Source organism: Bradyrhizobium tropiciagri (assembly GCF_018130505.1).
GTDB lineage: Bacteria > Pseudomonadota > Alphaproteobacteria > Rhizobiales > Xanthobacteraceae > Bradyrhizobium > Bradyrhizobium tropiciagri_B.
Window position 1 is genome coordinate 1 of record NZ_JAFCKH010000014.1, and the last position, 24,920, is coordinate 24,920.

General features: G+C 65.0%; 22 protein-coding genes. 9 read left to right on the top strand and 13 right to left on the bottom strand.

From position 1 onward, the window contains the following. The coding region (locus JQ633_RS30175; RefSeq protein ID WP_211989403.1) for an FAD-dependent oxidoreductase at window positions 1-149 on the bottom strand (149 nt) is incomplete at its 3' end. A gap of 458 nt (window positions 150-607) precedes the next feature. Then, entirely contained in the window at window positions 608-2,206 is a 1,599-nt protein-coding gene (guaA, locus tag JQ633_RS30180; protein ID WP_211989014.1) for a glutamine-hydrolyzing GMP synthase, read from the bottom strand. Window positions 2,207-2,344: 138 nt separating this feature from the next. Between guaA and JQ633_RS30185 the strand changes: the two genes are divergently transcribed. Continuing rightward, the gene (locus JQ633_RS30185; protein WP_211989021.1) at window positions 2,345-2,716 is read left to right on the top strand and encodes a nuclear transport factor 2 family protein; all 372 of its coding nucleotides are present in this window, start codon (window positions 2,345-2,347) and stop codon (window positions 2,714-2,716) included. A gap of 119 nt (window positions 2,717-2,835) precedes the next feature. Continuing rightward, window positions 2,836-3,168 carry a DHCW motif cupin fold protein gene (locus tag JQ633_RS30190; protein ID WP_211989023.1) on the top strand — a complete coding sequence of 111 codons (333 nt, stop codon included), beginning with the start codon at window positions 2,836-2,838 and terminating at the stop codon, window positions 3,166-3,168. A 98-nt stretch (window positions 3,169-3,266) separates the two neighbouring features. Here JQ633_RS30190 and JQ633_RS30195 read toward each other — a convergent pair whose 3' ends face one another. Next, window positions 3,267-3,716, bottom strand: a complete 450-nt coding sequence (locus tag JQ633_RS30195; RefSeq protein ID WP_211989025.1) for a winged helix-turn-helix transcriptional regulator — start codon at window positions 3,714-3,716, stop codon at window positions 3,267-3,269. A gap of 114 nt (window positions 3,717-3,830) precedes the next feature. Between JQ633_RS30195 and JQ633_RS30200 the strand changes: the two genes are divergently transcribed. Continuing rightward, a complete protein-coding gene (locus tag JQ633_RS30200; protein ID WP_211989027.1) occupies window positions 3,831-5,081 on the top strand; it encodes an MFS transporter in 1,251 nt (416 codons plus the stop codon). 86 nt (window positions 5,082-5,167) lie between these two features. Here JQ633_RS30200 and JQ633_RS30205 read toward each other — a convergent pair whose 3' ends face one another. Both JQ633_RS30205 and JQ633_RS30210 read right to left on the bottom strand, forming a co-directional pair. Then, the gene (locus JQ633_RS30205; protein ID WP_211989029.1) at window positions 5,168-6,466 is read right to left on the bottom strand and encodes an RsmB/NOP family class I SAM-dependent RNA methyltransferase; all 1,299 of its coding nucleotides are present in this window, start codon (window positions 6,464-6,466) and stop codon (window positions 5,168-5,170) included. 24 nt (window positions 6,467-6,490) lie between these two features. Next, complete coding sequence (locus JQ633_RS30210; RefSeq protein WP_211989031.1) at window positions 6,491-6,913, bottom strand: MAPEG family protein; 423 nt, start codon at window positions 6,911-6,913, stop codon at window positions 6,491-6,493. Between the two features lie 279 nt (window positions 6,914-7,192). Between JQ633_RS30210 and JQ633_RS30215 the strand changes: the two genes are divergently transcribed. Further along, complete coding sequence (locus JQ633_RS30215; protein ID WP_211989033.1) at window positions 7,193-8,032, top strand: metallophosphoesterase family protein; 840 nt, start codon at window positions 7,193-7,195, stop codon at window positions 8,030-8,032. A 7-nt stretch (window positions 8,033-8,039) separates the two neighbouring features. Here JQ633_RS30215 and JQ633_RS30220 read toward each other — a convergent pair whose 3' ends face one another. The 4 genes from JQ633_RS30220 to JQ633_RS30235 form a co-directional block, all read right to left on the bottom strand. Further along, on the bottom strand, window positions 8,040-8,360 hold the full coding sequence (locus JQ633_RS30220; protein WP_349631630.1) for a hypothetical protein: 321 nt from the start codon (window positions 8,358-8,360) through the stop codon (window positions 8,040-8,042). A 108-nt stretch (window positions 8,361-8,468) separates the two neighbouring features. Further along, window positions 8,469-9,491, bottom strand: coding sequence for an NADP-dependent oxidoreductase (locus tag JQ633_RS30225; RefSeq protein WP_211989035.1), 1,023 nt, complete (start codon window positions 9,489-9,491; stop codon window positions 8,469-8,471). 208 nt (window positions 9,492-9,699) lie between these two features. Further along, the gene (guaB, locus tag JQ633_RS30230; RefSeq protein ID WP_211989043.1) at window positions 9,700-11,190 is read right to left on the bottom strand and encodes an IMP dehydrogenase; all 1,491 of its coding nucleotides are present in this window, start codon (window positions 11,188-11,190) and stop codon (window positions 9,700-9,702) included. A 202-nt stretch (window positions 11,191-11,392) separates the two neighbouring features. Beyond that, the gene (locus tag JQ633_RS30235) at window positions 11,393-11,638 is read right to left on the bottom strand and encodes a hypothetical protein (protein WP_211989045.1); all 246 of its coding nucleotides are present in this window, start codon (window positions 11,636-11,638) and stop codon (window positions 11,393-11,395) included. 662 nt (window positions 11,639-12,300) lie between these two features. Here JQ633_RS30235 and JQ633_RS30240 point away from each other — a divergent pair. The 3 genes from JQ633_RS30240 (at window position 12,301) to JQ633_RS30250 (ending at window position 18,175) form a co-directional block, all read left to right on the top strand. Continuing rightward, the gene (locus tag JQ633_RS30240; RefSeq protein ID WP_249159756.1) at window positions 12,301-15,522 is read left to right on the top strand and encodes an AIDA repeat-containing protein; all 3,222 of its coding nucleotides are present in this window, start codon (window positions 12,301-12,303) and stop codon (window positions 15,520-15,522) included. Between the two features lie 311 nt (window positions 15,523-15,833). Then, window positions 15,834-17,273, top strand: coding sequence for an MFS transporter (locus JQ633_RS30245; protein ID WP_433995710.1), 1,440 nt, complete (start codon window positions 15,834-15,836; stop codon window positions 17,271-17,273). Between the two features lie 128 nt (window positions 17,274-17,401). Beyond that, window positions 17,402-18,175 (top strand): COG4705 family protein, encoded by a 774-nt coding sequence (locus tag JQ633_RS30250; RefSeq protein ID WP_211989050.1) that lies wholly within the window; start codon window positions 17,402-17,404, stop codon window positions 18,173-18,175. Between the two features lie 65 nt (window positions 18,176-18,240). On the opposite strand, the gene JQ633_RS30255 is transcribed toward JQ633_RS30250, so the two are convergent. Together JQ633_RS30255 and JQ633_RS30260 are read right to left on the bottom strand one after the other, a co-directional pair. After that, complete coding sequence (locus JQ633_RS30255) at window positions 18,241-18,936, bottom strand: RlmE family RNA methyltransferase (RefSeq protein ID WP_211989052.1); 696 nt, start codon at window positions 18,934-18,936, stop codon at window positions 18,241-18,243. Between the two features lie 164 nt (window positions 18,937-19,100). Then, window positions 19,101-20,144: a Ppx/GppA phosphatase family protein gene (locus tag JQ633_RS30260; RefSeq protein ID WP_249159771.1), complete on the bottom strand. Its 1,044-nt coding sequence runs from the start codon at window positions 20,142-20,144 to the stop codon at window positions 19,101-19,103. Between the two features lie 201 nt (window positions 20,145-20,345). Here JQ633_RS30260 and JQ633_RS30265 point away from each other — a divergent pair, with 201 nt between their 5' ends. Beyond that, window positions 20,346-22,718 carry a xanthine dehydrogenase family protein molybdopterin-binding subunit gene (locus tag JQ633_RS30265; protein ID WP_211989061.1) on the top strand — a complete coding sequence of 791 codons (2,373 nt, stop codon included), beginning with the start codon at window positions 20,346-20,348 and terminating at the stop codon, window positions 22,716-22,718. Between the two features lie 156 nt (window positions 22,719-22,874). On the opposite strand, the gene JQ633_RS30270 is transcribed toward JQ633_RS30265, so the two are convergent. Both JQ633_RS30270 and JQ633_RS30275 read right to left on the bottom strand, forming a co-directional pair. Then, the gene (locus tag JQ633_RS30270) at window positions 22,875-23,483 is read right to left on the bottom strand and encodes a 2-hydroxychromene-2-carboxylate isomerase (RefSeq protein ID WP_211989063.1); all 609 of its coding nucleotides are present in this window, start codon (window positions 23,481-23,483) and stop codon (window positions 22,875-22,877) included. Beyond that, window positions 23,484-24,290: a hypothetical protein gene (locus JQ633_RS30275; RefSeq protein ID WP_211989065.1), complete on the bottom strand. Its 807-nt coding sequence runs from the start codon at window positions 24,288-24,290 to the stop codon at window positions 23,484-23,486. It abuts the gene before it with no gap. A gap of 134 nt (window positions 24,291-24,424) precedes the next feature. Here JQ633_RS30275 and JQ633_RS30280 point away from each other — a divergent pair, with 134 nt between their 5' ends. After that, a complete protein-coding gene (locus JQ633_RS30280) occupies window positions 24,425-24,919 on the top strand; it encodes a YaiI/YqxD family protein (RefSeq protein ID WP_211989067.1) in 495 nt (164 codons plus the stop codon). The last annotated feature ends 1 nt before the right edge of the window (window position 24,920 follow it).

The window sequence follows — 24,920 nt, forward strand, 5'->3', positions numbered from 1 at the left end:
GGCACGCAGCCGCGAATCACACAGGTGCCGCCCATCCGGTACTCTTCGGCGACCATGACCCTCGCGCCATAGCCGGCGGCGACGCGAGCGGCGCGAACCCCTCCCGAGCCACCACCGATAACGAAGAGATCGACGTCGAAATCAGCCATGGTCAATGGGCACACCACAGCGCGTCGATGAACTTATGTGTGAGTGCTGGCGTGGCGCCTCTGGTCGTCATTTTGGTCTCTGATTCAAACCGGCTCTTGAGAGCCCTATTTGGCTCGGGCGCATCAGTCCAATACGGATGACAACTTGATTGAGACAGAACACGACCTATGAAGTCGAGGACCTGCTCTTCTGCCCCCTCAACGGTCGGCAATGGTCTTGCACCAGAGTGCTCACCATCATTCTGCGCGGCGACTTTGCAGGGCTGCTCGCGCTCGATTCTCCGCCTTCTGCGTGCTACCGCACGCTGGAACGCGCCGCACTACTCCGTTGCCAAACGTACGGTGGAGTTCAATCCTCGATCTGAATACAAGGGGCCGCACCCTTGTCAGTTCTCACTTGAAGAAACCAAAAGAGGCCCACCAAACTACGCCAAACCGCGCGGCGGCAGCCGATCGTCCTACTCCCACTCAATCGTCCCCGGCGGCTTGCTGGTCACGTCGTACACCACCCGGTTCACGCCCTTCACCTCGTTGATGATGCGCGTCGCGGTCTCACCTAAGAACTTCATGTCGAACTGGTAGAAGTCCGCGGTCATGCCGTCGGTCGAGGTCACGGCGCGGAGGCCGACGACGTATTCGTAGGTGCGGCCGTCGCCCATCACGCCGACGGTTTTCACCGGCAGCAGCACGGCGAAGGCCTGCCAGATTTCGTCGTAGAGGCCGTGCTTGCGGATCTGGTCGATGTAGACGGCATCGGCATTGCGGAGGATGTCGAGCTTGTCGCGGGTGATGTCGCCGGGGCAGCGGATGGCGAGGCCCGGGCCCGGGAACGGGTGGCGGCCGACGAACACTTCGGGCAGGCCGAGCTCGCGGCCGAGCACGCGCACCTCGTCCTTGAACAGTTCGCGCAGCGGTTCGACCAGCTTCATGTTCATGCGCGCAGGCAGGCCACCGACATTGTGGTGCGACTTGATCGTGACCGACGGGCCGCCGGTGAAGGAGACGCTCTCGATCACGTCGGGATAGAGCGTGCCCTGCGCCAGGAACTCCGCGCCGCCGATCTTCTTGGCCTCGGCCTCGAACACGTCGATGAAGAGCCGGCCGATGGTCTTGCGCTTGGCTTCGGGATCGGTGACGCCTTCGAGCTCGCCCAGAAACTCTTTCGACGCGTCCACATGGACCAGCGGGATGTTGTAGTGGTTGCGGAACAGGTCGACGACGGTCCTGGCCTCGTCGAGCCGCAGCAGGCCGTGATCGACGAACACGCAGGTGAGCTGGTCGCCGATCGCCTCGTGGATCAGCACCGCCGCGACCGCAGAATCGACGCCGCCAGAGAGGCCGCAGATCACCTTGCCCTTGCCGACCTGGGCGCGGATCTTCTCGATCGCCTCCTCGCGGAAGGCGCGCATGGTCCAGTCGCCGGTGAGGCCGGCGATCTTGCGCACGAAATTGCGGATCAGCTTGGCGCCGTCGGGCGTGTGCACCACCTCGGGGTGGAACATCAGGCCGTAGTACTTGCGCTTCTCGTCCTGGATGATCGCGAACGGCGCATTCGGCGATGTGCCGGCCACCGAGAAGCCGGGCGGCATCTTCGTGATGCGGTCGCCATGGCTCATCCAGACCTGGTGCTTCTCGCCAAAGCCCCAGACGCCGTCGAACAGCGCGCTCTCGGTCTTGACCTCGACATCGGCGCGGCCGAACTCGCGATGATGGCCGCCCTCGACCTGACCGCCGAGCTGGGCCGCCAGCGTCATCTGGCCGTAGCAGATGCCGAGCACGGGAACGCCGGACTCGAAGATCAGCTGCGGGGCGCGCGGCGAGCCGGTCTCGTGCACCGATTCCGGGCCGCCGGAGAGGATCACCGCCTTCGGCTTCATCTCGTTGAAGGCGGCCTCCGCCTTCTGAAACGGCACGATCTCGGAATAGACCCCCATCTCGCGGACGCGGCGGGCGATCAGTTGCGTCACCTGGCTGCCGAAATCGACAATCAGAATCTTGTCATGCGCCGAGGCCGCGGTGGGCGTCGACGGTTCGCGGGCTGTCTGCTGGGCTGTCATGGCAAGCAGATACGCGACGACGCCCGCCCCCGCAACCGCGCGTGGGGGCGCGCCCACATTCTTCTTTGGGCATGGACAAATCCATATTGGGTCAGTATTGTTGACCTAATTTGACCAAGTACGATTGCGGGAGGAAACATGCCGGATCATTTCGAACCGTCGCATCTCGCGACGCTCGGCCGCGGCTGGATCGCGGCCTGGAACTCGCACGACCTCGAGCGGGTGCTGACGCTCTATGCCGAGGACGCCGAGATGACCTCGGACCGGATCCCCGCGCTCGGCTTCGGCGCGAGCGGCACGGTGCGCGGCAAGGACGCCCTGCGCGCCTATTGGGGCACTGCGCTCGCGAAACTGCCCGATCTGCATTTCGAGCTGATCGAGCTGTTCGTCTCGCCGGACAGCGTGGCGGTGCTCTATCGGAACGAGCGCGGCAAGCGAATCTGCGAATATCTGCGGCTGGATGCGGCGGGGAAGATCAGGCAGGGTTCGGCGAACCATCCGGTGGTGTGAGCACGGTGGAATCGTAGGATGGGTGGAGCGCAGCGATACCCATCATTCGATCGTGCGGCGGCACCGTTGATGGGTATCGCTGCGCTCCACCCATCCTACGCAGAGCAAGGACCTGCCGCATGAAAATCCCGACCCTGCCCTTCACCGTCACCGACTGGAGCCGGCTCGCGCCGACAGTGCATCCGGGAGAGACCGGCGAGGCGCTATGGCGCACGCTCGATGTAGGCGACCTGCGGGTGCGGATAGTGGAATATTCGCCGGGCTATCTCGCCGACCACTGGTGCGATCGCGGCCACGTGCTGTTTGTCGTCAAGGGCGAGCTCGATACCGAGCTGCGCGACGGACGCCGCTTCACGCTGAAGGAAGGCATGAGCTACCAGGTGTCGGATTTCGGCGACGCCGCGCACCGCTCGTCGACCGCGATGGGGGCGACGTTGTTCATTGTGGATTGACAACCCGTAGGGTGGGCAAAGCGAAGCGTGCCTACCTTCGCGAGCACGCCACTTGATGGTGGGCACGCTTCGCTTTGCCCACCCTACGCAGCGAGCGCTCACCGCTTGCGCGCAACCTTCTTCACGCTGGTATCCGACCACGCCAGCGGCTTGCCGGCCTTCGACGGCAGCACCAGCCGGCCGACCCGCTCGCCTTGCGCATCGACCAGCACCGAATGCGGCTCACCGCGCACGAACAAATTCGCCTCGCCCCATTGCCGCAGGCTGACCACGACGGGAAACAGCTCGCGCCCCCGCTTCGTCAGCACATAGTCCTGATAGGCGCTGCCGTCGGAGGCGGCGACCTGCTCGAGCACGCCCAGTTCGACCAGCTTTCGCAGCCGTGCGGTCAGCATGCCCTTGGCGATGCCGAGATTCTCCTGGAAATCACCGAACCTCCGCAGTCCGTCGAACGCGTCGCGCACGATCAGCAGCGACCACCAGTCGCCGATCGCATCCAGCGCGCGCGCCACCGGACAATCTGCCTTGGCGAATCCAGTCCGCTTCATCGCCACGTTCCCTTCCCGATCACGATTTCGAACTGGTCTCAAAATAGGACTAGACAGCGCGCGATGCAACTGGTCTCATTATAAGACCAGATTGGACGTGCAGTGGAGACGATCATGACGAAGCAGGACGCAGCGACGGCCCACCCCGCGGCCACGGTCGAAACGCCGGCACGCGGGCTTTCACCGGCCACCGCCCTGCTGTTCGCGGCCGCCTGCGGACTCAGCGTCGCCAACATCTATTTCGCGCAACCGCTGCTCGATGCGATGGCGCAGGATCTCGGCATCGCGCCCGCCGCCGTCGGCATCGTGGTGACGCTGACCCAGGTCGGTTACGCCTTCGGGCTGATGCTGATCGTGCCGCTCGGCGATCTCTGGGACCGCCGCCGTCTCGTGGTCGGACAGACCGTGCTGTCGGCCGCGGCGCTGGTGATCGTCGGCACGGCGTCGAACGCGGCGGTGCTGCTGGCCGGCATGGTGCTGGTCGGGCTGCTCGCCGTGGTGGTTCAGGTGCTGGTCGCCTATGCCGCGACGCTGGCGGCGCCGAGCGAGCGCGGCCGCGCCATCGGCACGGTCACCAGCGGCGTCGTCACCGGCATCCTGCTGGCGCGTTTCGTCTCCGGCACGCTGGCCGATATCGGCGGCTGGCGCACCGTCTATCTGGCATCTTCAGTGCTGATGCTGCTGATGGCGGTCCTGCTCGCGCGCGTGCTGCCGCGGAATCAGTCAAAGACAATGGCCGGATCGTCCTATCTCGGCCTGCTGCGCTCGACCGCCGCGCTGTTCGCGCAGGAGCCGGTGCTGCGCGAGCGCGCGCTGTTCGCGCTCCTGATCTTCGCCAATCTCAATGTGTTCTGGACCTCGATCGTGCTGCCGCTGGCGGCGCAGCCGTTCTCGCTCTCGCACACCGCGATCGGACTGCTCGGGATCGCCGGCGTCGCCGGGGCGCTGGCGGCGCGCAATACCGGCCGGCTCGCCGACCGCGGCTGGGCGCAGCGCACCACCGGCCTGTCGCTGCTGTTGATGCTCGCAGCCTGGGCGCCGATCGCCTGCCTGCATCAGTCGCTGTGGCTGCTGCTCGCCGGCGTGCTGATGCTGGATTTCTCGCTGCAGGCGGTGCACGTCACCAACCAGAGCCTGATCGTCGCCGCGCGGCCCGATGCATCGAGCCGACTGATCGGCGGCTACATGGTGTTCTATTCGATCGGCAGCGCGCTGGGCGCGATCAGTTCGACAATGGTGTACGCGATGGCGGGGTGGACCGGCGTCTGCATGCTCGGCGCGGGCATCAGCGCCGCGGCGCTATTGGTGTGGATCATGACGGTGAGTCGGATGCCCGCGGCGCAAAGTGCTTGCGCGGCGCCGTAGGGTGGGCAAAGCGCAGCGTGCCCACCATTCTCGCACTGCGCGTGATGGTGGGCACGTCGCTACACTCCTTTGCCCACCCTACGCGGCTACGCCTTCTTCAGAACTGACACAAAGAATCCGTCCGTGCCCGTTCGTCGCGGCGTCATCAGCCAGCCCTCCTCCGACTGCAGCGCTGCCGCGGCAAAATCCTCGGCCTTGTCCCACAGCACACTCGCCGTCTGCTCCGGCGGCTGCACGGAAAATTCCGGATGCTGCGCAACAAACGCGCGCACCTGCGCGCCGTTCTCCTCCGCCAGCACCGAGCAGGTGATGTAGGCGATCCGGCCGCCCGCCTTCACCAGCGGCACGGCACGCGCCAGCACCTCGGCCTGGTCCTTCAGCCGCACCTCGAGCGCGCCGGGGCGCATGCGCCACTTGGCATCGGGGTTGCGGCGCCAGGTGCCGGTGCCGGTGCAGGGCGCGTCGATCAGCACGAGGTCGGCGGAAGCCTTGATGTCGGACAGCACGTCCGCCTCGCCGCGCGGCGTGCGCACATCGCAATTGTGCACGCCGGCGCGCGACAGCCGCTCATGGATCGGCGCGAGCTGGCGCTTGTCGTGATCCGTCGCGATGAGCCGGCCCTTGCCGCCCATCTGGGCCGCGAGCGCCAGCGTCTTGCCGCCGGCGCCGGCGCAGAGATCGATCACCTGCTCGCCGGGTTTTGCCGCCGCCAGCAGCGCGGCGAGCTGCGAGCCCTCGTCCTGCACCTCGATCGCGCCCTTGATGAAATCTTCCTCGGAATGGATGCCGGGGTTGCGCGCGTCGGCGCCGAGCTCGATGCGCAGGCCGAGCGGCGACCACGGCGTCTCCTTCGCTCCGAGATGCGACAGCCGCGGCAGGATCTTCTCGCGCTTGCCCTTCAGCGTGTTGACGCGCAGATCGAGCGGCGCGCGGCTCGCCATCGCGGTCGCCTCCGCGGCGCGATCCTCCCCGAACACGTTTGCCAGGTAAGGATCGAGCCACTCCGGATAGTCGCCCGCGACATGCGCCGGCGCGCCATCCAGCGACCGCGAAGTCAGCGCGGCCTCCTCCACCGCGGTCAGCGGCTCCGGCGCAAAGCGGCTGCCGTCGCACAGCGCCGCGATGGTGGCGAGGTCCATGCCGCGCTCCAGCTTGAGCATGCCGAGCACCCGCGCGCGGGCACTGTCGCCGTCCATCAGATACGCCGCGGAGGATTGCCGGCGCAGCACGTCCCAGATCAGGCCCGAGATCGCGGCACGGTCGCCCGAGCCGGCATAGCGGTGCGCGGTGCCCCATTCCTTCAGCGCCTTGGCGGCGGGAACGCGCTGTGAATCGATGGTAGCGATCAGCTCGATCGCGGCGGAAAGCCGGGCAGCGGGAGTCATGGATCTCTTTCGGTTCGAGGCGCGTCAGATCACCAGCAGGATCCGGAGCGCGAAATACAGCCACATCACGAGGACGACGATGGCGCCGGCAAACCAGGCGAGCGACCGCGGCCGCACGTCATTGGAGGTGACGAAGATGCCGGCATGGGCGAAACGCGTCACCACGAACACCCAGGACAGCAGCACGATGACCAGATCGGCATGGCGCAGCGGCAGCGCAATGGCAATCAGGATGTAGAACAGCACCGGGATTTCGAACTGATTGGCGAAGCTGTTGCCGAACTGGGTGGCTTTGACCGGCCAGTTCGGCTGGCGCAGCGCGATGTCCCGCATCTTGGTCTCACCGCTGGTGAGGGCCCGCGTGCGTGTCGTCGCCATGCCGAACAACAGCGCGAAGGTGAGCCCGATCTGGATGAAGACCGGCAGTAAAACCATTTGAACAGACATAAGAATCTCCCTCAGCCTGCGGAGCCCTGACGCCTCTTAGCCGCCGCATCGGCCGCTGACAATGAAGGGCCCGCGGCAGCCGGCCGAACCGGCACCTGAGCCCGGATCGTCAACTCCCGGGAATGACGGCGGTTTCAGCCCCTGCGGTCGCGGGCATCGAAGGTGCGGATTCGAACAGGACATCAAACAATGCATCAAACAGAGCATCGAATAAGTCATTGAAATCGTCATCGTTCCGACTTCGCGCGGACCTACCATCGCGGCGAAAGGATCGATGCCATGTCCCAGTTTCGCCTGACCCAGATCTCCGACACCCACCTCGCCCGCCGCCTCAAGCTGCTGATCGACAACTTTCACTGCGTCAGCGAGCACATCGATGCGACGCGGCCCGATCTCGTGCTCAACACTGGCGACGTCGCTTTCGACGGGCCGACCAGCCGCGACGATCTGGCGTTCGCCGCCGAGCTGCACCGCGCGCTGCCGGTCGACTGCCGCTATCTGCCGGGCAATCACGACATCGGCGACAATCCCACCGCGGTCGGTCCGGTGCCGACGCAACTGCCGACCGAAGCCACCTGCGGCGCCTTCACTTCAGTGTTCGGCGCGGACCGTTGGCAGTTCGAGGCCGCCGGCTGGTGCTTCATCGGCCTCAACTCGCTGATCATGAACACCGGCCTCGACAGCGAGGCCGCGCAGTTCGACTGGCTCGCGGCGCAACTCGACAAGGCCGGCGGCAAGCCGGTCGCGCTGTTCCTGCACAAGCCGCTTTATCTCGACCTGCCCACCGATCCCGAAAAACCCGAGACCGCGATCCGCTTCGTGCCGCAGCCGGCGCGGCAGCGCCTGATCGAGATGTTCGGCAAGGTCGATCTGCGGCTGGTCGGCAGCGGCCACGTGCACCAGCGCCGCGACTACACGTTCGGCCATGTCCGGCAGATCTGGGCGCCCTCGGCCGGCTTCGTCATCTCCGACGCACGACAGGAGCGGATCGGCATCAAGGAGACCGGCCTCGTCGAATACCGCTTCCAGCCCGACAGTTTCGAAGTGCGTCACGTCAGGGCCAAGGGCCAGGCCGATGTCGACCTCGACGTGCTGCTCGGCAAGGCGCCGTCGGCTTGAGCTGATCTCAGATCTGCGCGGCGTCCTTCAGGTCGCGCTTGATGACCGTGAGCAGCGCCTGCAGCGAGTCCTGGTCGGGCTGCCGAGCGCCCGGCTCCGGCCGCGCGGGAGGCGCAGACGGCCTGAAGGCGGCGCGAACGGCAGGAGGGCGGACCGGGCGAACCGGTACTGGGTCGGGCTCGTCCTCGACGAAATCGCCGTGAAGCACGTCGTCACGGCGGCCCATGGCGAACATCGTCGCCCAATAACCAACGGCCAGCAGGATGACCCCTAAAACAATCAACTCAAAAATCATGGCTACACCTGAAATATAGCCATATTGATTCAATTCCTAAGGGCGCCGGTCAAGCAAATGGGGGCAAAAATGCCCCCAATACCCCCGGTTGTGGCGCTTTTGATACGCTCCTGCGCGCAATGCGACCTGAAAGGCCCTCGCCTAGGCCTTGTCCGGCCCGACCCGGACCAGCTGCTTGCCGAAATTGGCGCCCTTGAGCAGGCCCATGAAGGCCTCCGGCGCGCTGTCCAGCCCCTCGGTCACGAACTCCTTGTACTTGACCTTGCCCTCGCGCACCCACTGCGACATGTCGCGCAGGAAGTCGCCGTGCATGGCGGCAAAGTCGCTGACGATGAAGCCGCGGAAGGTCAGCCGCTTGGTCAGGATCGCGAACATGATCGTGGAGGCCCATTTCGGTGCCCTCGCTTCCCTGTCGTTGTAATGCGCAATCAGGCCGCACACCGGCACGCGCGCGAAAGCGTTGAGCTGCGGATAGACCGCCTCGAACACGGGACCACCGACATTCTCGAAATAGACGTCGATGCCCTTCGGGCAAGCCTCCTTCAGATTGGCAGCCAAATCCGGATCGCGATGATCCAGGCAAGCATCGAAACCGAGCTCATTCTTCACATAGTCGCATTTGTCCTTGCCACCGGCGATGCCGACCGCACGCGCGCCCTTGATCTTTGCGATCTGGCCGACCGCCGATCCGACCGCGCCGGACGCGCCGGCAACGACCACGGTCTCGCCCGGCTTCGGCTTGCCGATCTCGAGCAGGCCCGTATAGGCGGTCATGCCGGGCATGCCGAGCACACCGACCGCCGTGGAGATCGGCGCGATCTTCGGATCGATCTTGGCGAGGCCCTGTCCGTTGGACAGCGCATGCGTCTGCCAGCCCGCGCGCGACAGCACGATGTCGCCCTTTGCAAAGCCCGGGTTGTTCGAGGCGATCACCTCGCTGACGGTGCCCGCCTCCATGACGCCGCCGACCGGGACCGGCGCGGCGTAGGACGGACCATCATTCATGCGGCCGCGCATATAGGGATCGAGCGACAGCCAGATGGTGCGCAGCAGCACCTCGCCCGCGCCGGGTGTCGGCGGCGTGTAGTCCTCGAGGCGGAAATTGGCGGCGGTGGGCTCACCCTGCGGGCGTGCGGCGAGAACGATGCGCTTTCCTTGGGACATACGGTTTCCTCTTTGGATGATTGGTTCGTGGCGGAAACGTAGGCATGCAATCCGCCTCCCCGCAAGGGAGACGGATTTGCTCTTTCAGGCGCGCGGGTGTTTGAAATTCTGTTTGAAATGATGGCCGTCATGGCGCGATACGATACGTCAGCATCACGCCGTCATTCCGGGGCGCGAAACGAACCCGGAATGACGATTGGAGAGAGCCTTACACCCCGCCCGGATAGTTCGGGGCTTCGCGGGTGATGGTCACGTCGTGGACATGGCTCTCGCGCAGGCCGGCGCCCGTGATACGGACGAACTGCGCCTTTTCGTGGAAGTCGGCGATATTCTTCGCACCGACATAGCCCATCGCCGCACGGAGACCGCCGGCGAGCTGGTGCATGACGTTGCCGACCGGGCCCTTGTAAGGCACCTGGCCCTCGATACCCTCGGGCACCAGCTTCAGCGTGTCCTTGATGTCCTGCTGGAAGTAGCGGTCGGCCGAACCGCGCGCCATCGCGCCGACCGAGCCCATGCCGCGATAGGCCTTGTAGGAACGGCCCTGCCACAGGAAGACTTCGCCCGGGGTCTCGTCGGTGCCGGCGAGCAGCGAGCCGACCATCGCGATGTCGGCGCCGGCGGCGAGCGCCTTGGCGAGGTCGCCGGAATATTTGATACCGCCGTCGGCGATCACGGGCACGCCGGCCTTCTTCGCCGCCGACACCGCATCCATGATCGCGGTGAGCTGCGGCACGCCGACGCCGGCGACGATGCGCGTGGTGCAGATCGAGCCCGGGCCGATGCCGACCTTGATGCAGTCGGCGCCGGCATCGATCAGGGCCTGCGCGCCGTCTTCGGTGGCGACGTTGCCGGCCACGACCTGCACGGAATTGGAGAGCTTCTTGATGCGGTTGACCGCGGCAAGCACGTGCTTGGAATGGCCGTGCGCGGTGTCGACCACGACGACGTCGACGCCGGCATCGATCAGCCGCTCGGTGCGCTCATAGCCGGTCTCGCCGACCGTGGTGGCGGCGGCGACGCGCAGCCGGCCATGCTCGTCCTTGCAGGCCAGCGGATGGGCGACCGCCTTTTCGATGTCCTTGACCGTGATCAGGCCGACGCAGCGATATTGCTCGTCGACCACCAGCAGCTTCTCGATGCGATGCTGGTGCAGCATCCGCTTCGCCTCGTCCTGGCCGACGCTCTCGCGCACGGTGACGAGGTTCTGATGCGTCATCAGCTCCGAAACCTTCTGCTTCGGATCGCTGGCGAAGCGCACGTCGCGGTTGGTCAGGATGCCGACCAGCTTGCCCGGCACGTTCTTGCCGGCGCCGGTGACGACCGGGATGCCGGAAATGCCGTGATCCTTCATCAGCGCCAGCGCATCCGCCAGCGTGGCGTCGGGGCCGATGGTCAGCGGGTTGACCACCATGCCGGATTCGAACTTCTTGACCTGCCGCACCTGCGCGGCCTGGCCGTCGGGATCGAAGTTGCGGTGGATGACGCCGAGGCCGCCGGCCTGCGCCATCGCGATCGCCATACGCGCCTCGGTGACGGTGTCCATCGCGGAAGCGATGATCGGAATGTTGAGCGGGATGGCGCGGGTAACGCGCGAGCGGATATCGACTTCGGAGGGAAGAACGTCAGACAGACCGGGCTTGAGAAGCACATCGTCGAACGTGAATGCTTCGCGGATAGCCGGAAATCCCGTGGCCATTTGCCAACTCCTTTCGGCGGCCGCAGCCGCGATGGTCTTACGGATGAACGCCGCCTGCGGTGACGCTCACTGCGTCCCGTGGAATCGGTGCCCATCGGTGGGGTTGACGCTGGTCGATAGCATGGCGGGATGACGAATCAAAGTGTTTGCCAGCCATGCACAGGCTTTTTACAGGGCCGCACTAGCAGGCCCCGTAGCTATCTTAGCGGTAGCCTTGCGGCGGCCCGTACCGGCGGATCGCCTCGACCACCTCGCGGTGGCGGCGGTCCTCCCGCTTCATGTGGACCGCGATGACGGCATGGGCCGACGGCACCAGCAGCAATATATGGAAAAACAGCCCCAAAATCGTGCAAAACACGATCAGGACCAGGTTGAAGATGGCCGAGAACGGCTGTCCGTTCAGGAGCAGCCCGATCGGCGGCAGCAGAGCGGCAAGGACGTAGATCACGGCACACCTTTGGACACCGGCGGATGCATACCGGCGTCACGCAAGATTTAGGTGGTTTGCCCGATTTCGCAATATGGCGGTGCTCGCGAACCGCCTCACAGGCCTAGCGTGCGATCACCGCGATCGTCACCACCCCCGAACGGCCGATGACGAATTCTGGAAATCAGAGGCGAAAGTCTAAAAGCCATCGGGCGCCGGCTACTTTGCATGGGGTTGTTTTCGACAAATTGGAGGTTGTGCCATCCCGATCCACCATGGGAGTCCAGTCGCGCGACCATGATCGCGCGACTCGCGGTGCCACCCTCGCCTCCTGGCGGTAAGCCGCGGCAACTTGGCGAGACACGCGGTCATGGAACTCTCGACGCACCACGATCCCTGCTCATGCGGATGTCTCGCACAACTCTAGAGCGCGACCGCCGCAATCTTCGTCACTTTGTTGATACGATCATCCAGCAATATGCATGCGTATTCGCTGCAGCTGAAAAAATATCGACTGCTTGACAGACATCTTCAGCTGACGCAGTTTTAGGTTGAATAGCCTTCGTAAATAGCCTGCGCACGATTTTGCTTTTGCTTGTTTGACCTCAAAGCAACGATCGTGGAGCATTCAAATGACGGCTATTCCTCCCGCCAATGGCGTTACCATCAATGATGGCGACACGATGGATGTCACCGGTGGTGCGTCCGTCGATTACACGACGATCCTGACCGGCGGTTCGCAGACGGTCGGCGGATCCTCCGCGACCAGCACGGCAAACATCACGCTCATCGATGGCGGAGAGCAGGACGTCGTCTTCGATGGCGTCGCCATCTATACGACCATCAACCAGGGCGGCGTCCAGCGCGTCACCGGTGAATACGTCCATGAAGGTCCAACCCCCGGCAAGGCGGATCATACCGCGATCAATGATGGTGGCGAGCAGGACATCGACGGCGGCATCGCAACGGCCACGAATGTCAATTCCGGCGGCGTCCAGAACGTGACCAATGGCGGCAGCGCTAGCGGCACGGTCGTCAATTCCGGCGGTATCCTCAAGGTTTCGGGTGAAACCGTGGAAACGGCGCCCGTGTTTCCGGAGCCGGTGATCCGAAGCGTAGCGAACGCTGCGACCATCAACTACCAGGGCGAATTCGACGTCACCGGCGGCGGGACTGCGGTCAACACGATCGTCCATGGCGGCACCATGACGGTCTCGGGATCGATCCCGGATCCGTTCGCCAACGTCCCCGGCCAGCCGGCTGTCGACGCCAGCACGGCGACCGGCACCACCCTCGAAAATGGTGGAACCCTGACGGTATCGAACGGAGCATTGGTATCTGGCACGATACTGCAAGAATTCGGCACGTTGAATGTCGATGCGGGTGGCACAGCAACCGGAACGACCATCAATGGTTACGCGACGATGGAACTGTCCGCCGGCGCGACCGCGACCAACACGACCGTCAATCAATATGGCACCTTGATCGTGCTCGGTAACGCCGATTTTTCGGGGACGACATTCAACGCCGGCAGCGCTCTGGAGATCGGCGACGGCACGATTGAAACCGGATTTACCGTTGCGAACAGTTCGGCGCTCTACGTTTTGGACGGTGGCATCCTCAATAGCGGTGTTGTCGCCGCAGGCGGAACGCTCGTCGCCGAAGCTGGCGCAACCCTTTCCCATACGACCTTCGAAAGCGGCGCGACGTTCATTATCGAATATGGCTACACGGAAGACGGCTTCACGGCGGCCGACGGCATACAGTTCGAGGTGTACGGCGGCACAGCCACGAACACGACGGTATCGGTGGGCGGCAAGGAGATCGTAGGTAACTTCAGCTCAGGAGGCACTGCGAGCAACACCGTCATCAATGGCGGCGAACAGGATATCGGGCTGATCTCCACCGCGAGTTACACCACGATTAACGATGGCGGCATCCAGCACGTCACCGGCGCTTATATCCACGACGTGCCGCCTCCGGGACAGGCCGACCACACCACCATCAACAATGGCGGCGAGCAGGACGTCGACACCGGCATCGCGACGTCGACCACCGTCAATGCCGGCGGTGTCCAGAATCTCACCAATGGCGGCCGTGCCACTGACACCATCGTTCATTCGGGTGGAAGCGCCAATGCGTCAGGGGAGACGATCTATTATCCTCCCGGGGGCTGGTACGGCAGCGTCATCAGAAGCGAATTCGATTCAGCCGTCGTCGACAGCGGCGGCCAATTGCACCTGTCCGGGGCGGGGATCGCCAACAACACCACCATCAATGGCGGTGTGATGACGGTTTCGGGATCGATTCCGGATCCGACCGGCGACCCCAGCCAACCCGCACTCGACGCCAGCACGGCGACCGGAACACTCCTCAATTCAGGAAGCCTCTCCGTCGCGGACGGCGGCATCGTCATCTCCACCACCCTGAACGGCGGCACGCTCGACGTGCTCGATCGGGGCACCGCGAACGCTTCGACAATTCATCTCGGCGCCACGGAAATCGTCGAAGCGGGCGGCGTTGCGGGCGCGACCACGATCGCCGGCGGCACGCTCGACCTCAAGGCGGGCGCGATTTCCGACGCCGCGATCACCTTCTCCGGCCTGGGCACGCTCGAGATCGAACAGCAGCTGCTTTCGGGCGCATCGACCTTTGCCAGCCAGATCAACGGAATTGCGCTCGGCGACTCCATCGATCTCTCCGGGCTGTCCTATGCGAGTGATGCAACGGCAACGGTATCCGGCTCGATGCTCACGGTCAGCAATGGCACCGCCAGCGAGACCTTCACACTGGCGGACACCTCGGTGACGCATTTCGGCATCAGCGAAGACGGCTCCGGCGGCATTCTGCTGACGGCCGCCGCTCCCACGACGATCGACGGCCCGGCGTCCGGTTATGCGACCATCGAGGGCACGACCGGCAACGACACCATCCACGCCTACGGCATGTTCAATACGATCCACGGCAATGGCGGGAACGACACGATTTACGCCGGAGTGTACGGCACGGTTGATCTGACGAGCGGCGACAGCACCGTCCATCTGCAGGGGATCGTCAATCACGTCACCGGCGGCGACGGCAACAACACGGTGACGGGATCGACCGGCGCCACCACGATTGCGCTCGGCAATGGCAACAACACTGTCGACGCCGGCGGATATGGCAACATCATCACGCTCGGCGATGGCAACGATGTGGTCCATCCCGGTGACGGCGCGAGCCGGATCACGGCCGGCAACGGCGACGACAAGGTGACGCTGTCCGGATACGGCAACACGGTCACGCTTGGGCATGGCAACGATGTCGTCACGGGCGGAGACGGCACCAACAGCGTCACTCTCGGCGATGGCGACAACACCGTGAATCTCGGCGGGATGGGAAACCAGATCACCGTCGGCTCGGGAACGAACACGATCGTCGCCGGCGGCGGCTTGGACACCGTGGTGGCCGGCGCGGGCCACGACACGATCACGCTTGGCGGATCCGCCAATCACGTGGTGCTCAACGGGTCCGAGGCAAATCTGACCAACCAGATCGGCCAGGACGTCATTACGGTCAATGGCGGATCAGACCGGTTCGACTTTTCCGGGTTTGGCAACCAGGCCATCATCAACGGCTCGGCCCATGTCGACATCAGCGATCACGGCAGCGGACTCACCGTTTCGATCAACTCCAGCAGCCAGTTCGATACCATCTCCGGATTTGGCAATGACCCGCTCGGTGTCATCGAGCTTGCGAACGGCGTGGGCAACTACCACTCCGTCACCGACATCATGGGCGCGCTGAAGGACGATGGGCACGGCGGGACCCTGCTTGCGCTGGCGAGTGGTCCCAGCGCGGGGTCTGTCGATTTCGTCGATACCGCGATCAGCCAATTGCACGCATCGAACTTCTTGATCGTGTGAAGCTGAGTTTCGTTGCGCTGCCGCGCGGATGCTCTCTGTGACCGAGAGCATCCGCTTCTGACGCCGACCGCATCTTCTGGACAATTGACGGAGGTCCAAGATCCGGAAACACTCCGCAACATCCAGCGCCCTGCCGAGCCCGCCAGCAATGCCTGAGCAGGCAAGGCATTCCCGCTCCCCCGATATTCCCCGGATCAGGGTGCAAAAGCCCACCGATTTGTGCCAGTTCAGGCGGCGAAGATTTCCTCTTGCCGGCTAACCCCTTGAAAACTCAGCGAACGATACCCCTGATAGTCGCTAGCGCGCTATTCATGGAGAATATGGATTCCACCGTCATCGCGACCTCGCTGCCGGCCATCGCCGCCGATATCGGCACCAGCCCGCTGACGCTGAAGCTGGCAATCACCTCCTATCTGCTGTCGCTTGCGGTGTTCATTCCGGCGAGCGGCTGGACAGCGGATCGATTCGGCGCGCGGATCGTGTTCGCCGGCGCGGTCGGCGTGTTCATGCTGGGCTCGATCGGCTGCGCGCTGTCCTCCTCGGTGACCGATTTCGTGTTCGCCCGCATCCTTCAGGGCCTCGGCGGGGCGATGATGACGCCGGTCGGGCGGCTGGTGCTGCTGCGCTCGGTCGACAAAAGCGCGCTGGTCAATGCGATGGCCTGGGTGACGGTGCCCGCGCTGATAGGCCCGGTGATCGGACCACCGCTCGGCGGCTTCATCACCACCTATTTCTCCTGGCACTGGATCTTCCTGATCAACATCCCGATCGGGCTGCTCGGCATTTTCCTGGCGCTGAAATACATCGACCCGATCAAGAGCACGGAGCCCGAGCGCTTCGATCTCACCGGCCTCGTGCTGGCCGGCATCGGGCTTGCCGGCATCGCCTTCGGCCTCTCGGTCGCCGGGCTGAACCTGCTGCCCTGGACCATCGTCGCCGCGCTGGTCGGGGTCGGCTCGGTCTCGATGACGCTGTACGTCCTGCACGCCCGGCGCACCGGTTCGCCAGTGCTCGACTTCGCGCTGCTGCGGCTGCCGACCATGCGCGCATCGATCATCGGCGGCTTCCTGTTCCGGCTCGGCATCGGCGCGCTGCCGTTCCTGCTGCCGCTGCTGATGCAGGTCGGCTTCGGCCTCTCGCCGTTCCAGTCCGGTCTCGTCACCTTTGCCTCCGCGGTCGGCGCCATGGGCATGAAGACGTTGGCGGCGCGCATCATCCGCGCCTTCGGCTTCCGCAACATGATGACCGTCAACGCGGTGGTCAGTTCGGCCTTCCTCGCCGCCTGCGCCCTGTTCACGATCTCGACGCCGCTGATGCTGATCTTCACCATCCTGGTGGTCGGCGGCTTCTTCCGCTCGCTGCAATTCACCGCGATCAACACCGTGGCCTATGCCGAGGTCGACGCGCCGCAGATGAGCCGGGCCACCACGCTGGTCAGCGTCAACCAGCAGCTCGCGGTGTCCGCGGGCGTCGCGGTCGGCGCCTTCTCCGTCGAAAGCACGCTGGCGCTGCATCACCAGACCGAGCTCACCGCCGACGTGTTCGCGCCGGCGTTCATCGTGGTGTCGCTGATCTCGGCCGCCTCGGCCTGGTTCTTCTGGCAGATGCCCGGCGATGCCGGCAACGAAATCGCCGGCCGCAAGGCGCTCGACATCGCCAGCCGCAAGGGCGCCGAGAAACGCGCCGCCACCGAAGCCGTCAAGACCGCGACCGAAGATACGCAGAACGCAAGGGATCAGCGGCTCGGGTGAGCTTAACCCTACGTCAGCCTCAATCGTACACGAGGCGCTCGGCACACGCTCAAGCTTTGTTGAACGGGCTGCCGAACCCCCGCCCGCTTTGCACGATAAAGCCGCCTCGCCCTTGCAGGAGGCGCATCATGAATTCGATCGAATACACAAAGAGCAAGGTTCCCGAAGTCACGCTCGTCTTCTGGATCATCAAGATCGCCGCGACAACGCTGGGCGAAACCGGCGGCGACACCATCACCATGACATTGAACTGGGGCTATCTGGCCGGAACAGTGCTGTTCCTGCTGGTTCTCGCTGCGCTCGTCGTGGCGCAGATCGCCGCCAAAGCCTTTCATCCGGTCCTGTACTGGGCAACCATCGTTGCATCGACGACGTTCGGCACGACCATGGCCGACTTTGCAGATCGATCGCTCGGCATTGGCTACACCGGCGGCGCGACGCTGCTGCTTTGCCTGCTGCTGCTGACGCTCGGCCTCTGGTACTGGTCGCTCGGCTCGATCTCGGTCAACACCGTGAGCACGCCAAGGGTCGAGACGTTCTACTGGACCGCGATCACGCTATCGCAGACGCTCGGCACCGCTCTCGGCGACTGGGCTGCCGACTCCACGGGGCTCGGCTACGAGGGCGGCGCGCTGGTGTTCGGCGGGGTGCTGGCCGCGATCGCGGCCGCCTATTACTGGACCTCGGCCTCGCGCGTGATGCTGTTTTGGGCGGCCTTCATCCTGTCGCGGCCACTCGGCGCGACAGTCGGCGACTTTCTCGACAAGCCGATCAGCGATGGCGGCCTCGCGCTGAGCCGCCCGATCGCCTCCGCAGCCCTGGCCGTCTTCATCATCGCCTGCGTGCTGCTCCTGCCGCAGCGCGCCGGATCGCATCCAGCAGTCTCGCGGACGGCGGGGTAGGACTTGCGGAAGAAACAGTCCATCCGTCCGCATATGCGGCGCCGAGGATTGCTCCGTCACTACGCTCATCGCAATGACGATTGGGGCTGTCCCCTGAACCCCGTAGCCAGCACGTAACGCTCGGAGGAATCCTGCCGGCTGGCGGCCGGCTTGACGTGGCGCACCGTGGCGAAGTCGCGCTTGAGCTGCGCCAGCAACTCGGCGTCGGCGCCGCTCTGGAACACCTTGGCCAGGAAAGCGCCGCCGGGATTGAGGACCTCGCAGGCGAAATGCGCGGCGGTCTCGACCAGGCCGATGATGCGGAGCTGGTCGGTCTTGCGATGGCCGGTGGTGTTGGCGGCCATGTCGGACATCACGATGTCGGCGCGGCCGCCCATCATCGCGATCAGCTTCTCGGGCGCGTCGTGGTCGAGGAAGTCGAGCTGCGCGAAGGTGACGCCGGGGATCTCACCCATTTCAAGCAGGTCGATCGCGACCACCTTGCCTTTGCCGTCGGCGGCGCCGGTGCGCTTGGCGGCGATCTGGCTCCAGCCGCCCGGCGCGGCGCCGAGGTCGACCACCGTCATGCCCGGCTTGAGCATGTGGTACTTGTCGTCGATCTCGAGCAGCTTGAAGGCGGCGCGCGAGCGATAGCCCATCGCCTTGGCCTTGGCGACGTAGGGATCGTTGAGCTGGCGCTCCAGCCAGAGTTTTGACGACAGCTTGCGCTTGCCGCCGCTCTTGACCGTGACGTGCAGCCGCCCGGTGGTATCTTTCGCCATGTTCTTCTCTTCTCCCACGCCCCGCTCTTGCGGGGAGAGGGTTGGGGTGAGGGGCTGCTTCCGCAGTGACGGTGAGAGATGAGCATGTGGAGAGACCCCCTCACCCGGATCGCATTTCATGCGATCCGGCCTCTCCCCGCAGGCGGGGAGAGGCGAAAAAGCATCTAGCACGCCCGCAGCGCGCCGTCCTCGCGCATCATCTCGACCAGCATGCCCTCACGCAGGCCGCGGTCGGCGACGCGCAGTCGCGGCAGCGGGAAGGCATTGCGGATCGCGTCGAGGATGGCGCAGCCGGCGAGCACCAGATCGGCGCGCTCGACGCTGATGCAGTTGTTGTGGACACGCTGCTCATAGCTCATGCAAAGCAGCTTCTGGATCGTCGCAGTGACGTCCATATCATTCATCCAGATGCCGTCGATGCGGCGGCGATCGTAGCGCGGCAGATTGAGGTAGACGCCGGCAAGCGTGGTCACGGTGCCTGACGTGCCGAGCATGTGCATGTCGCGCAAGTCCTGGCCGTGCTCGGCCGCGAACGGCGCGACGTGCTGGGCGACCTCCTCGATCATCCGTGCATAGAGTTCCGGCGTGACGTTGCGGCCGCCGAAATGCTCGGCCAGCGTCACGACGCCGAGCGGGATCGACATCCACGCCTTGATTCGCGGCGGCGCGTCCGGCGCGCCGGGGTCGCGCTCGATCCGCACCAGCTCGGTCGAGCCGCCGCCGATGTCGAACAGGATGGCGCCCCGCCCCTTTGGATCGAGCAGCGGCGAACAGCCGATCACCGCGAGCGTCGCCTCGGTCTCGCGGTCGATCACCTCGAGCTTGATGCCGGTCTCGGCGGCGACGCGTTCGCGGAAACTCTGGGCGTTGCCGGCGGCGCGGCAGGCCTCGGTGGCGATCAGCCGAAGCCGCTTCGCCTTGCGATAGCGGATCTTGTCGCTGCAAATCGAGAGCGCAGCGATGGCGCGCTCGATCGCGGCCTCGCTGATGGAACCGGTCGCGGCAATGCCCTCGCCGAGCCGGATGATTCGCGAGAAGGAATCGACCACGCGGAACCCGTCGCCCGTGGGACAGGCGATCAGGAGCCGGCAATTATTGGTGCCAAGGTCGAGCGCGGCGTAGACGCCGCTCTCCGCGCCTGCCGCAACCAACCCTGACGGGGCTTCGGCGGCCGGAGGACCGTCACAAAGCCGCACATCGTCATTCATCAAACTGTCTTTCCGCGCGGCCGAGGCCAGCCCGCCGAAGGAATTGTCGTTCACGGAAACTTTAGCAGCGCCAACAGCCTGCGCAAACTCTGTTCACATTGGGTCCATGCCTAATCGGGCGTTGTCGTTAAGGGCGGCGCGCGTTATCTCGTCAATCGCCAGCCAAACCCGTGCAAATCCGGGCATTTCAGGTCATTTCCGATGCAAGAACATACCTCGCCCCGCTCGCTCGAAAATTCTATCGCACTGCAAAAATACGGTGTCGGACAGCCGGTCCGCCGCAAGGAGGACGACACCCTGGTGCGCGGCAAGGGCAAATACACCGATGATTTCTCGCTGCCCGGCCAGGCCTATTGCTGGATGGTCCGTTCCTCCCATGCCCACGGCATCATCAAGGGGATCGACACCGCGGCCGCCAAGGCGATGCCCGGCGTGCTCGGGGTGTGGACCGGCCAGGACCTCGTGGCCGCCGGCTACAAGCCGCTGACCTGCGGCATGCCGCTGAAGAGCCGCGACGGCTCGCCGCTGCTGCAGACCGACCGGCCGGTGTTGCCGACCGACAAGGTGCGCTTTGTCGGGGATCCCATCGCCTTCGTGGTCGCCGAGACCGCGGCGCAGGCGCGCGATGCGGCCGAGGCGGTCGAGGTCGCTATCGAGCCGCTGCCGGCGGTGACCGACGCTGCGGAAGCGGCGAAGCCCGGCGCGCCGCAGCTTTATGACAACATCCCGAACAACGTCGCGCTCGACTATCACTATGGCGACGCGGAGAAGATCGAGGCGGCGTTCGCCGCCGCCGCGCATGTGACGAAGCTCGACATCGTCAACACCCGCGTCGCCGTGGTCTCGATGGAGCCGCGCGTCGCGCTTGCGGCTTACGACAAGAAGACCGAGCGCATCACGCTGCAGGTGCCGACCCAGGGCGTCTCCGGCAACAAGGCGATCCTGGCGCGCATCCTCGACGTTGCGCCGGAGAAGGTGCGCATCCTCACCGCCAATGTCGGCGGCTCGTTCGGGATGAAGAACCTCAACTATCCCGAATACACCTGCATCGCCCATGCGGCGAAGGCGCTGGGCCGTCCGGTGAAATGGCTGGACGAGCGCTCGACCAGCTTCCTCTCCGACAGCCACGGCCGCGCCCAGCTGATCCATGCCGAGTTGGCGCTCGATGCCGACGGCAAGTTTCTGGCGGTCCGGCTGTCGGGCTACGGCAATCTCGGCGCCTACATCACCGGCGTCGCGCCGGGCCCGCTGTCGCTCAATACCGGCAAGAACCTCGCCAGCGTCTACCGCACGCCGCTGCTCGGCGTCGACATCAAGACCGTCGTCACCAACACTACGCTGATGGGCGCCTATCGCGGCGCCGGCCGGCCCGAGGCGAACTACTACATGGAGCGGCTCATCGACACCGCCGCCGACGAAATGGGCATCAGCCGCCTCACCTTGCGCAAGCGCAACTTCATCAAGCCGTCGCAGCTGCCCTTCCCGGCGGCGAGCGGCGTCACCTATGACAGCGGCGATTTCGCCGGCGTGTTCCAGAAGGCGCTCGAGATCTCCGACTACGAGAATTTTGCCCGCCGCAAGAAGGAGAGCAAGAAGAACGGCAAGCTGCGCGGCATCGCCGTCGGTTCCTATCTCGAGGTCACCGCGCCGCCGAGCGGCGAGCTCGGCAAGATCACCTTTGAGCCGGATGGTTCGGTGAAGCTCACCACCGGCACGCTCGACTACGGCCAGGGCCACGCCACGCCGTTCGCGCAGGTGCTGTCCGACCAGCTCGGCGTCCCCTTCGAGAAGATCACGCTGGAGCAGAATGACAGCGACCTCGTCCGCTTCGGCAACGGCACCGGCGGCTCGCGCTCGATCACCGCGACCGGCCAGGCGATCGTCGAGGCTTCGGCACTGGTCGTCGAGAAGGGCAAGAAGGCCGCGGCGCATCTGCTGGAGGCGTCCGAGGCCGACATCGAGTTCGGAGGCGGCCGCTTCACCATCGCCGGCACCGACCGCTCGATCGGCATCATGGAGCTCGCCGATCGGATGCGCGCCGGCAAGCTGCCCGAGGGTACGCCCGAGACGCTCGACGTCGATCACGCCACCAAGGAGACCGCGTCGACCTTCCCGAACGGCTGCCACGTCGCCGAGGTCGAAATCGATCCCGACACCGGCGTCACGAAGATCGTGCGCTACGCGGCGGTCAATGATTTCGGCGTCGTCGTCAATCCGATGATCGTCGCCGGCCAGCTGCATGGCGGCGTCGCGCAGGGCATCGGCCAGGCGCTGATGGAGGAAGTGAGCTACGACGGTTCAGGGCAGCCGATCACCGGTTCGTTCATGGACTACGCGCTGCCGCGCGCCGGCGACGTCCCCTCGATGCAGGTCGGCGATCACCCCTCGCCGGCGAAGTCGAACCCGCTCGGGACAAAAGGCTGCGGCGAAGCCGGCTGCGCCGGCAGCCTGGTCTGCATCGTGAATGCGGTGGTCGATGCGCTGTCGGACTACGGCATCAAGCACATCAATATGCCGATCACGCCCGAACGCGTCTGGCGCGCGATCCAGGAAGCGAAGAAGACGGCGGCGTAGCGACCGCGCCGCTCTCAACCACAACGTAGATGTCATCGCCCGGCTCGACCGGGCGATCCAGTATTCCAGAGACGGTCGTTATCGACCGAGAAGCCGCGGCGTACTGGGTCCCCCGGTCAAGCCGGGGGACGACATCGCGTATGCGGTAGCAGCCGTTCACGCCAGCTTCTTCAGCGCGCGCTCCAGCAGCTCCAGCCGATCCTGCCCCCAGAAAATCTCGCCCGACGGCAACACGTAGCTCGGTGCACCGAACACGCCGGCTTTCAGCGCGTCCTGCGTGTACTGCTCGTAAAGCTGGTCGAGCTCGGCGTCCGACGGGCCGCCTGCGCGCAGCGCCGCCGCATCCAATCCGGCGCGTTGCGCGGCTGCCGCCATGACGTCGGCGTCGGCGAACGACTCCTCGCGCTCCCAGATCGCACGGCCCAGCTCCAGCGACAGACGGTGCGCATCCTTGCCCTGCAGGCGGGCGGCAATGACGAGACGCACGGCGGCAAGATCATCGCTTGGAAAGTGTTTGGGCTCGACGTTGAGCGGAACGCCCCTCACCTCGCGCCAGCGCCGCAGATCCACCAGTCGGTAGGCCTGCCGCTGCGGCGAGCGTTTCGGCAGCGGCAGGCCGCCGGTCTGCTCGAAGATCGGACCGAACTTGCTGGGCTTGACGTTGACGGTGGCGCCATAGCGGCGCGCGATATCGGCGAACGGCGCGCTGCCCAGATAGGTCCAGGGTGAATTGAGCGACAGATAATAGTCGATGATGACCGACATCTACGCCGCCGCCTGTTCGCGGGGCTGATAGATGGCGATGTGCCAGCAATGCGCCAGCGGCGTGGTGCCGTTGGCGACAACCAGTGCGTCGAGCTCGACGAAGCGGTGGCCTTTCTTGTCGTAATTGCCGGTCACCTTGGCACGCGCGGTCAGTTCGTCGCCGATCTTGCCCGCAGAGAGCAGCTGCATCCTTGTGCCGACATGGATCCACGGCCCGAGGATGGCATTGTCGACCAGTACCTTGTTCATCACTCGCGGCAGCAGGCCGGGATGGCCGAGGCCTTCGCGCAGATAGATCGGATCGGTCTCCCTGATATCAGTGAGATATTCCTTGGCGGCGTCGCCCGACCAGTCGCGCGGGATGGTGCCGAGCCATTTGCCCTGTTCGTAGGACGACGGACCGACCGGCCTGCGCTCGGCGACGGCGGCGACCTGCTGGTAGTCGGCGATCGCGAAATCCGGCACTGATGCCGGCAGCGACGCGGTACCGGTGGCGCAGAGCTCGCCGCGGCTGTGCAGCTCGATCGTCAGCCCGTTGCCGGTCTCGCGGCCGGTCAGCTCCGCGGTCTCGCCGTCATAGACCGGCTTCACGAACCGCGCCTCGATCAGCCCGCGTTCGAGGAAATCGCGGCCCCATTTTTCGACCGGCAGATGCATCATGTAGGCCATCACGTCGACGCCGGGCACGAGGCCACCGGAAAAGCCGAACTTCCGCGCCACCGTGTCGTCGTGGATCTTGTTCTCAGACAGCTTTGAGGTGTTGTACGCCGAGACGCGGTAGGTCTGCGAAGCGGTCTTCGAATCCATCGGGTTTCCCCCTTATTTTGGCGGTTTTTCCAACGTAATCGTAGTCGAACCGAGCAGCGTGGCAAGCCTCTCGTTTTGCTCGCAATTTTCCGCGCGATGGAGTACACGGGGCGCGCTTGCCAACCACCAGATCGATGACTGAAACCACTGCCCCCACCCGCATCTATGTCGATGCCGACGCCTGCCCGGTGAAGGACGAGATCTATCGCGTCGCGATCCGGCTCGGCGTGCCCGTCAGCGTGGTCGCGGGCAATTTCATCCGCGTGCCGCAGGATCCGCTGATCGAGCGCGTCGCCGCCGGGTCCGGGATGGATGCCGCCGACGACTGGATCGCAGAACGCGCGCATGAGGGCGACGTCGTGATCACCGCAGACATTCCGCTGGCCAGCCGCTGCGTCAAAGCCGGCGCCGACGTGATCGCGCCAAACGGCAAGCCGTTCACCGAACAATCGATCGGCATGACGCTAGCGGTGCGCAACCTGATGACCGATCTCAGGTCGTCGGGTGAGATCACCGGCGGGCCGAAATCATTCTCGCCGCGCGACCGCTCGACGTTCCTGTCGGCGCTCGACCAGACCATCCGCCGCATCCAGCGCCGTCGCGCCGAGCAGATCGCGAGCCAAGGATAAC

What these genes read in the sequence shown, in the direction of transcription:
- guaA (WP_211989014.1), bottom strand. Translation starts at nt 2,206, where the DNA reads ATGACAGCCCAGCAGACAGCCCGCGAACCGTCGACGCCCACCGCGGCC.
- JQ633_RS30185 (WP_211989021.1), top strand. Translation starts at nt 2,345, where the DNA reads ATGCCGGATCATTTCGAACCGTCGCATCTCGCGACGCTCGGCCGCGGC.
- JQ633_RS30190 (WP_211989023.1), top strand. Translation starts at nt 2,836, where the DNA reads ATGAAAATCCCGACCCTGCCCTTCACCGTCACCGACTGGAGCCGGCTC.
- JQ633_RS30195 (WP_211989025.1), bottom strand. Translation starts at nt 3,716, where the DNA reads ATGAAGCGGACTGGATTCGCCAAGGCAGATTGTCCGGTGGCGCGCGCG.
- JQ633_RS30200 (WP_211989027.1), top strand. Translation starts at nt 3,831, where the DNA reads ATGACGAAGCAGGACGCAGCGACGGCCCACCCCGCGGCCACGGTCGAA.
- JQ633_RS30205 (WP_211989029.1), bottom strand. Translation starts at nt 6,466, where the DNA reads ATGACTCCCGCTGCCCGGCTTTCCGCCGCGATCGAGCTGATCGCTACC.
- JQ633_RS30210 (WP_211989031.1), bottom strand. Translation starts at nt 6,913, where the DNA reads ATGTCTGTTCAAATGGTTTTACTGCCGGTCTTCATCCAGATCGGGCTC.
- JQ633_RS30215 (WP_211989033.1), top strand. Translation starts at nt 7,193, where the DNA reads ATGTCCCAGTTTCGCCTGACCCAGATCTCCGACACCCACCTCGCCCGC.
- JQ633_RS30225 (WP_211989035.1), bottom strand. Translation starts at nt 9,491, where the DNA reads ATGTCCCAAGGAAAGCGCATCGTTCTCGCCGCACGCCCGCAGGGTGAG.
- guaB (WP_211989043.1), bottom strand. Translation starts at nt 11,190, where the DNA reads ATGGCCACGGGATTTCCGGCTATCCGCGAAGCATTCACGTTCGACGAT.
- JQ633_RS30240 (WP_249159756.1), top strand. Translation starts at nt 12,301, where the DNA reads ATGGATGTCACCGGTGGTGCGTCCGTCGATTACACGACGATCCTGACC.
- JQ633_RS30245 (WP_433995710.1), top strand. Translation starts at nt 15,834, where the DNA reads ATGGAGAATATGGATTCCACCGTCATCGCGACCTCGCTGCCGGCCATC.
- JQ633_RS30250 (WP_211989050.1), top strand. Translation starts at nt 17,402, where the DNA reads ATGAATTCGATCGAATACACAAAGAGCAAGGTTCCCGAAGTCACGCTC.
- JQ633_RS30255 (WP_211989052.1), bottom strand. Translation starts at nt 18,936, where the DNA reads ATGGCGAAAGATACCACCGGGCGGCTGCACGTCACGGTCAAGAGCGGC.
- JQ633_RS30260 (WP_249159771.1), bottom strand. Translation starts at nt 20,144, where the DNA reads ATGAATGACGATGTGCGGCTTTGTGACGGTCCTCCGGCCGCCGAAGCC.
- JQ633_RS30265 (WP_211989061.1), top strand. Translation starts at nt 20,346, where the DNA reads ATGCAAGAACATACCTCGCCCCGCTCGCTCGAAAATTCTATCGCACTG.
- JQ633_RS30270 (WP_211989063.1), bottom strand. Translation starts at nt 23,483, where the DNA reads ATGTCGGTCATCATCGACTATTATCTGTCGCTCAATTCACCCTGGACC.
- JQ633_RS30275 (WP_211989065.1), bottom strand. Translation starts at nt 24,290, where the DNA reads ATGGATTCGAAGACCGCTTCGCAGACCTACCGCGTCTCGGCGTACAAC.
- JQ633_RS30280 (WP_211989067.1), top strand. Translation starts at nt 24,425, where the DNA reads ATGACTGAAACCACTGCCCCCACCCGCATCTATGTCGATGCCGACGCC.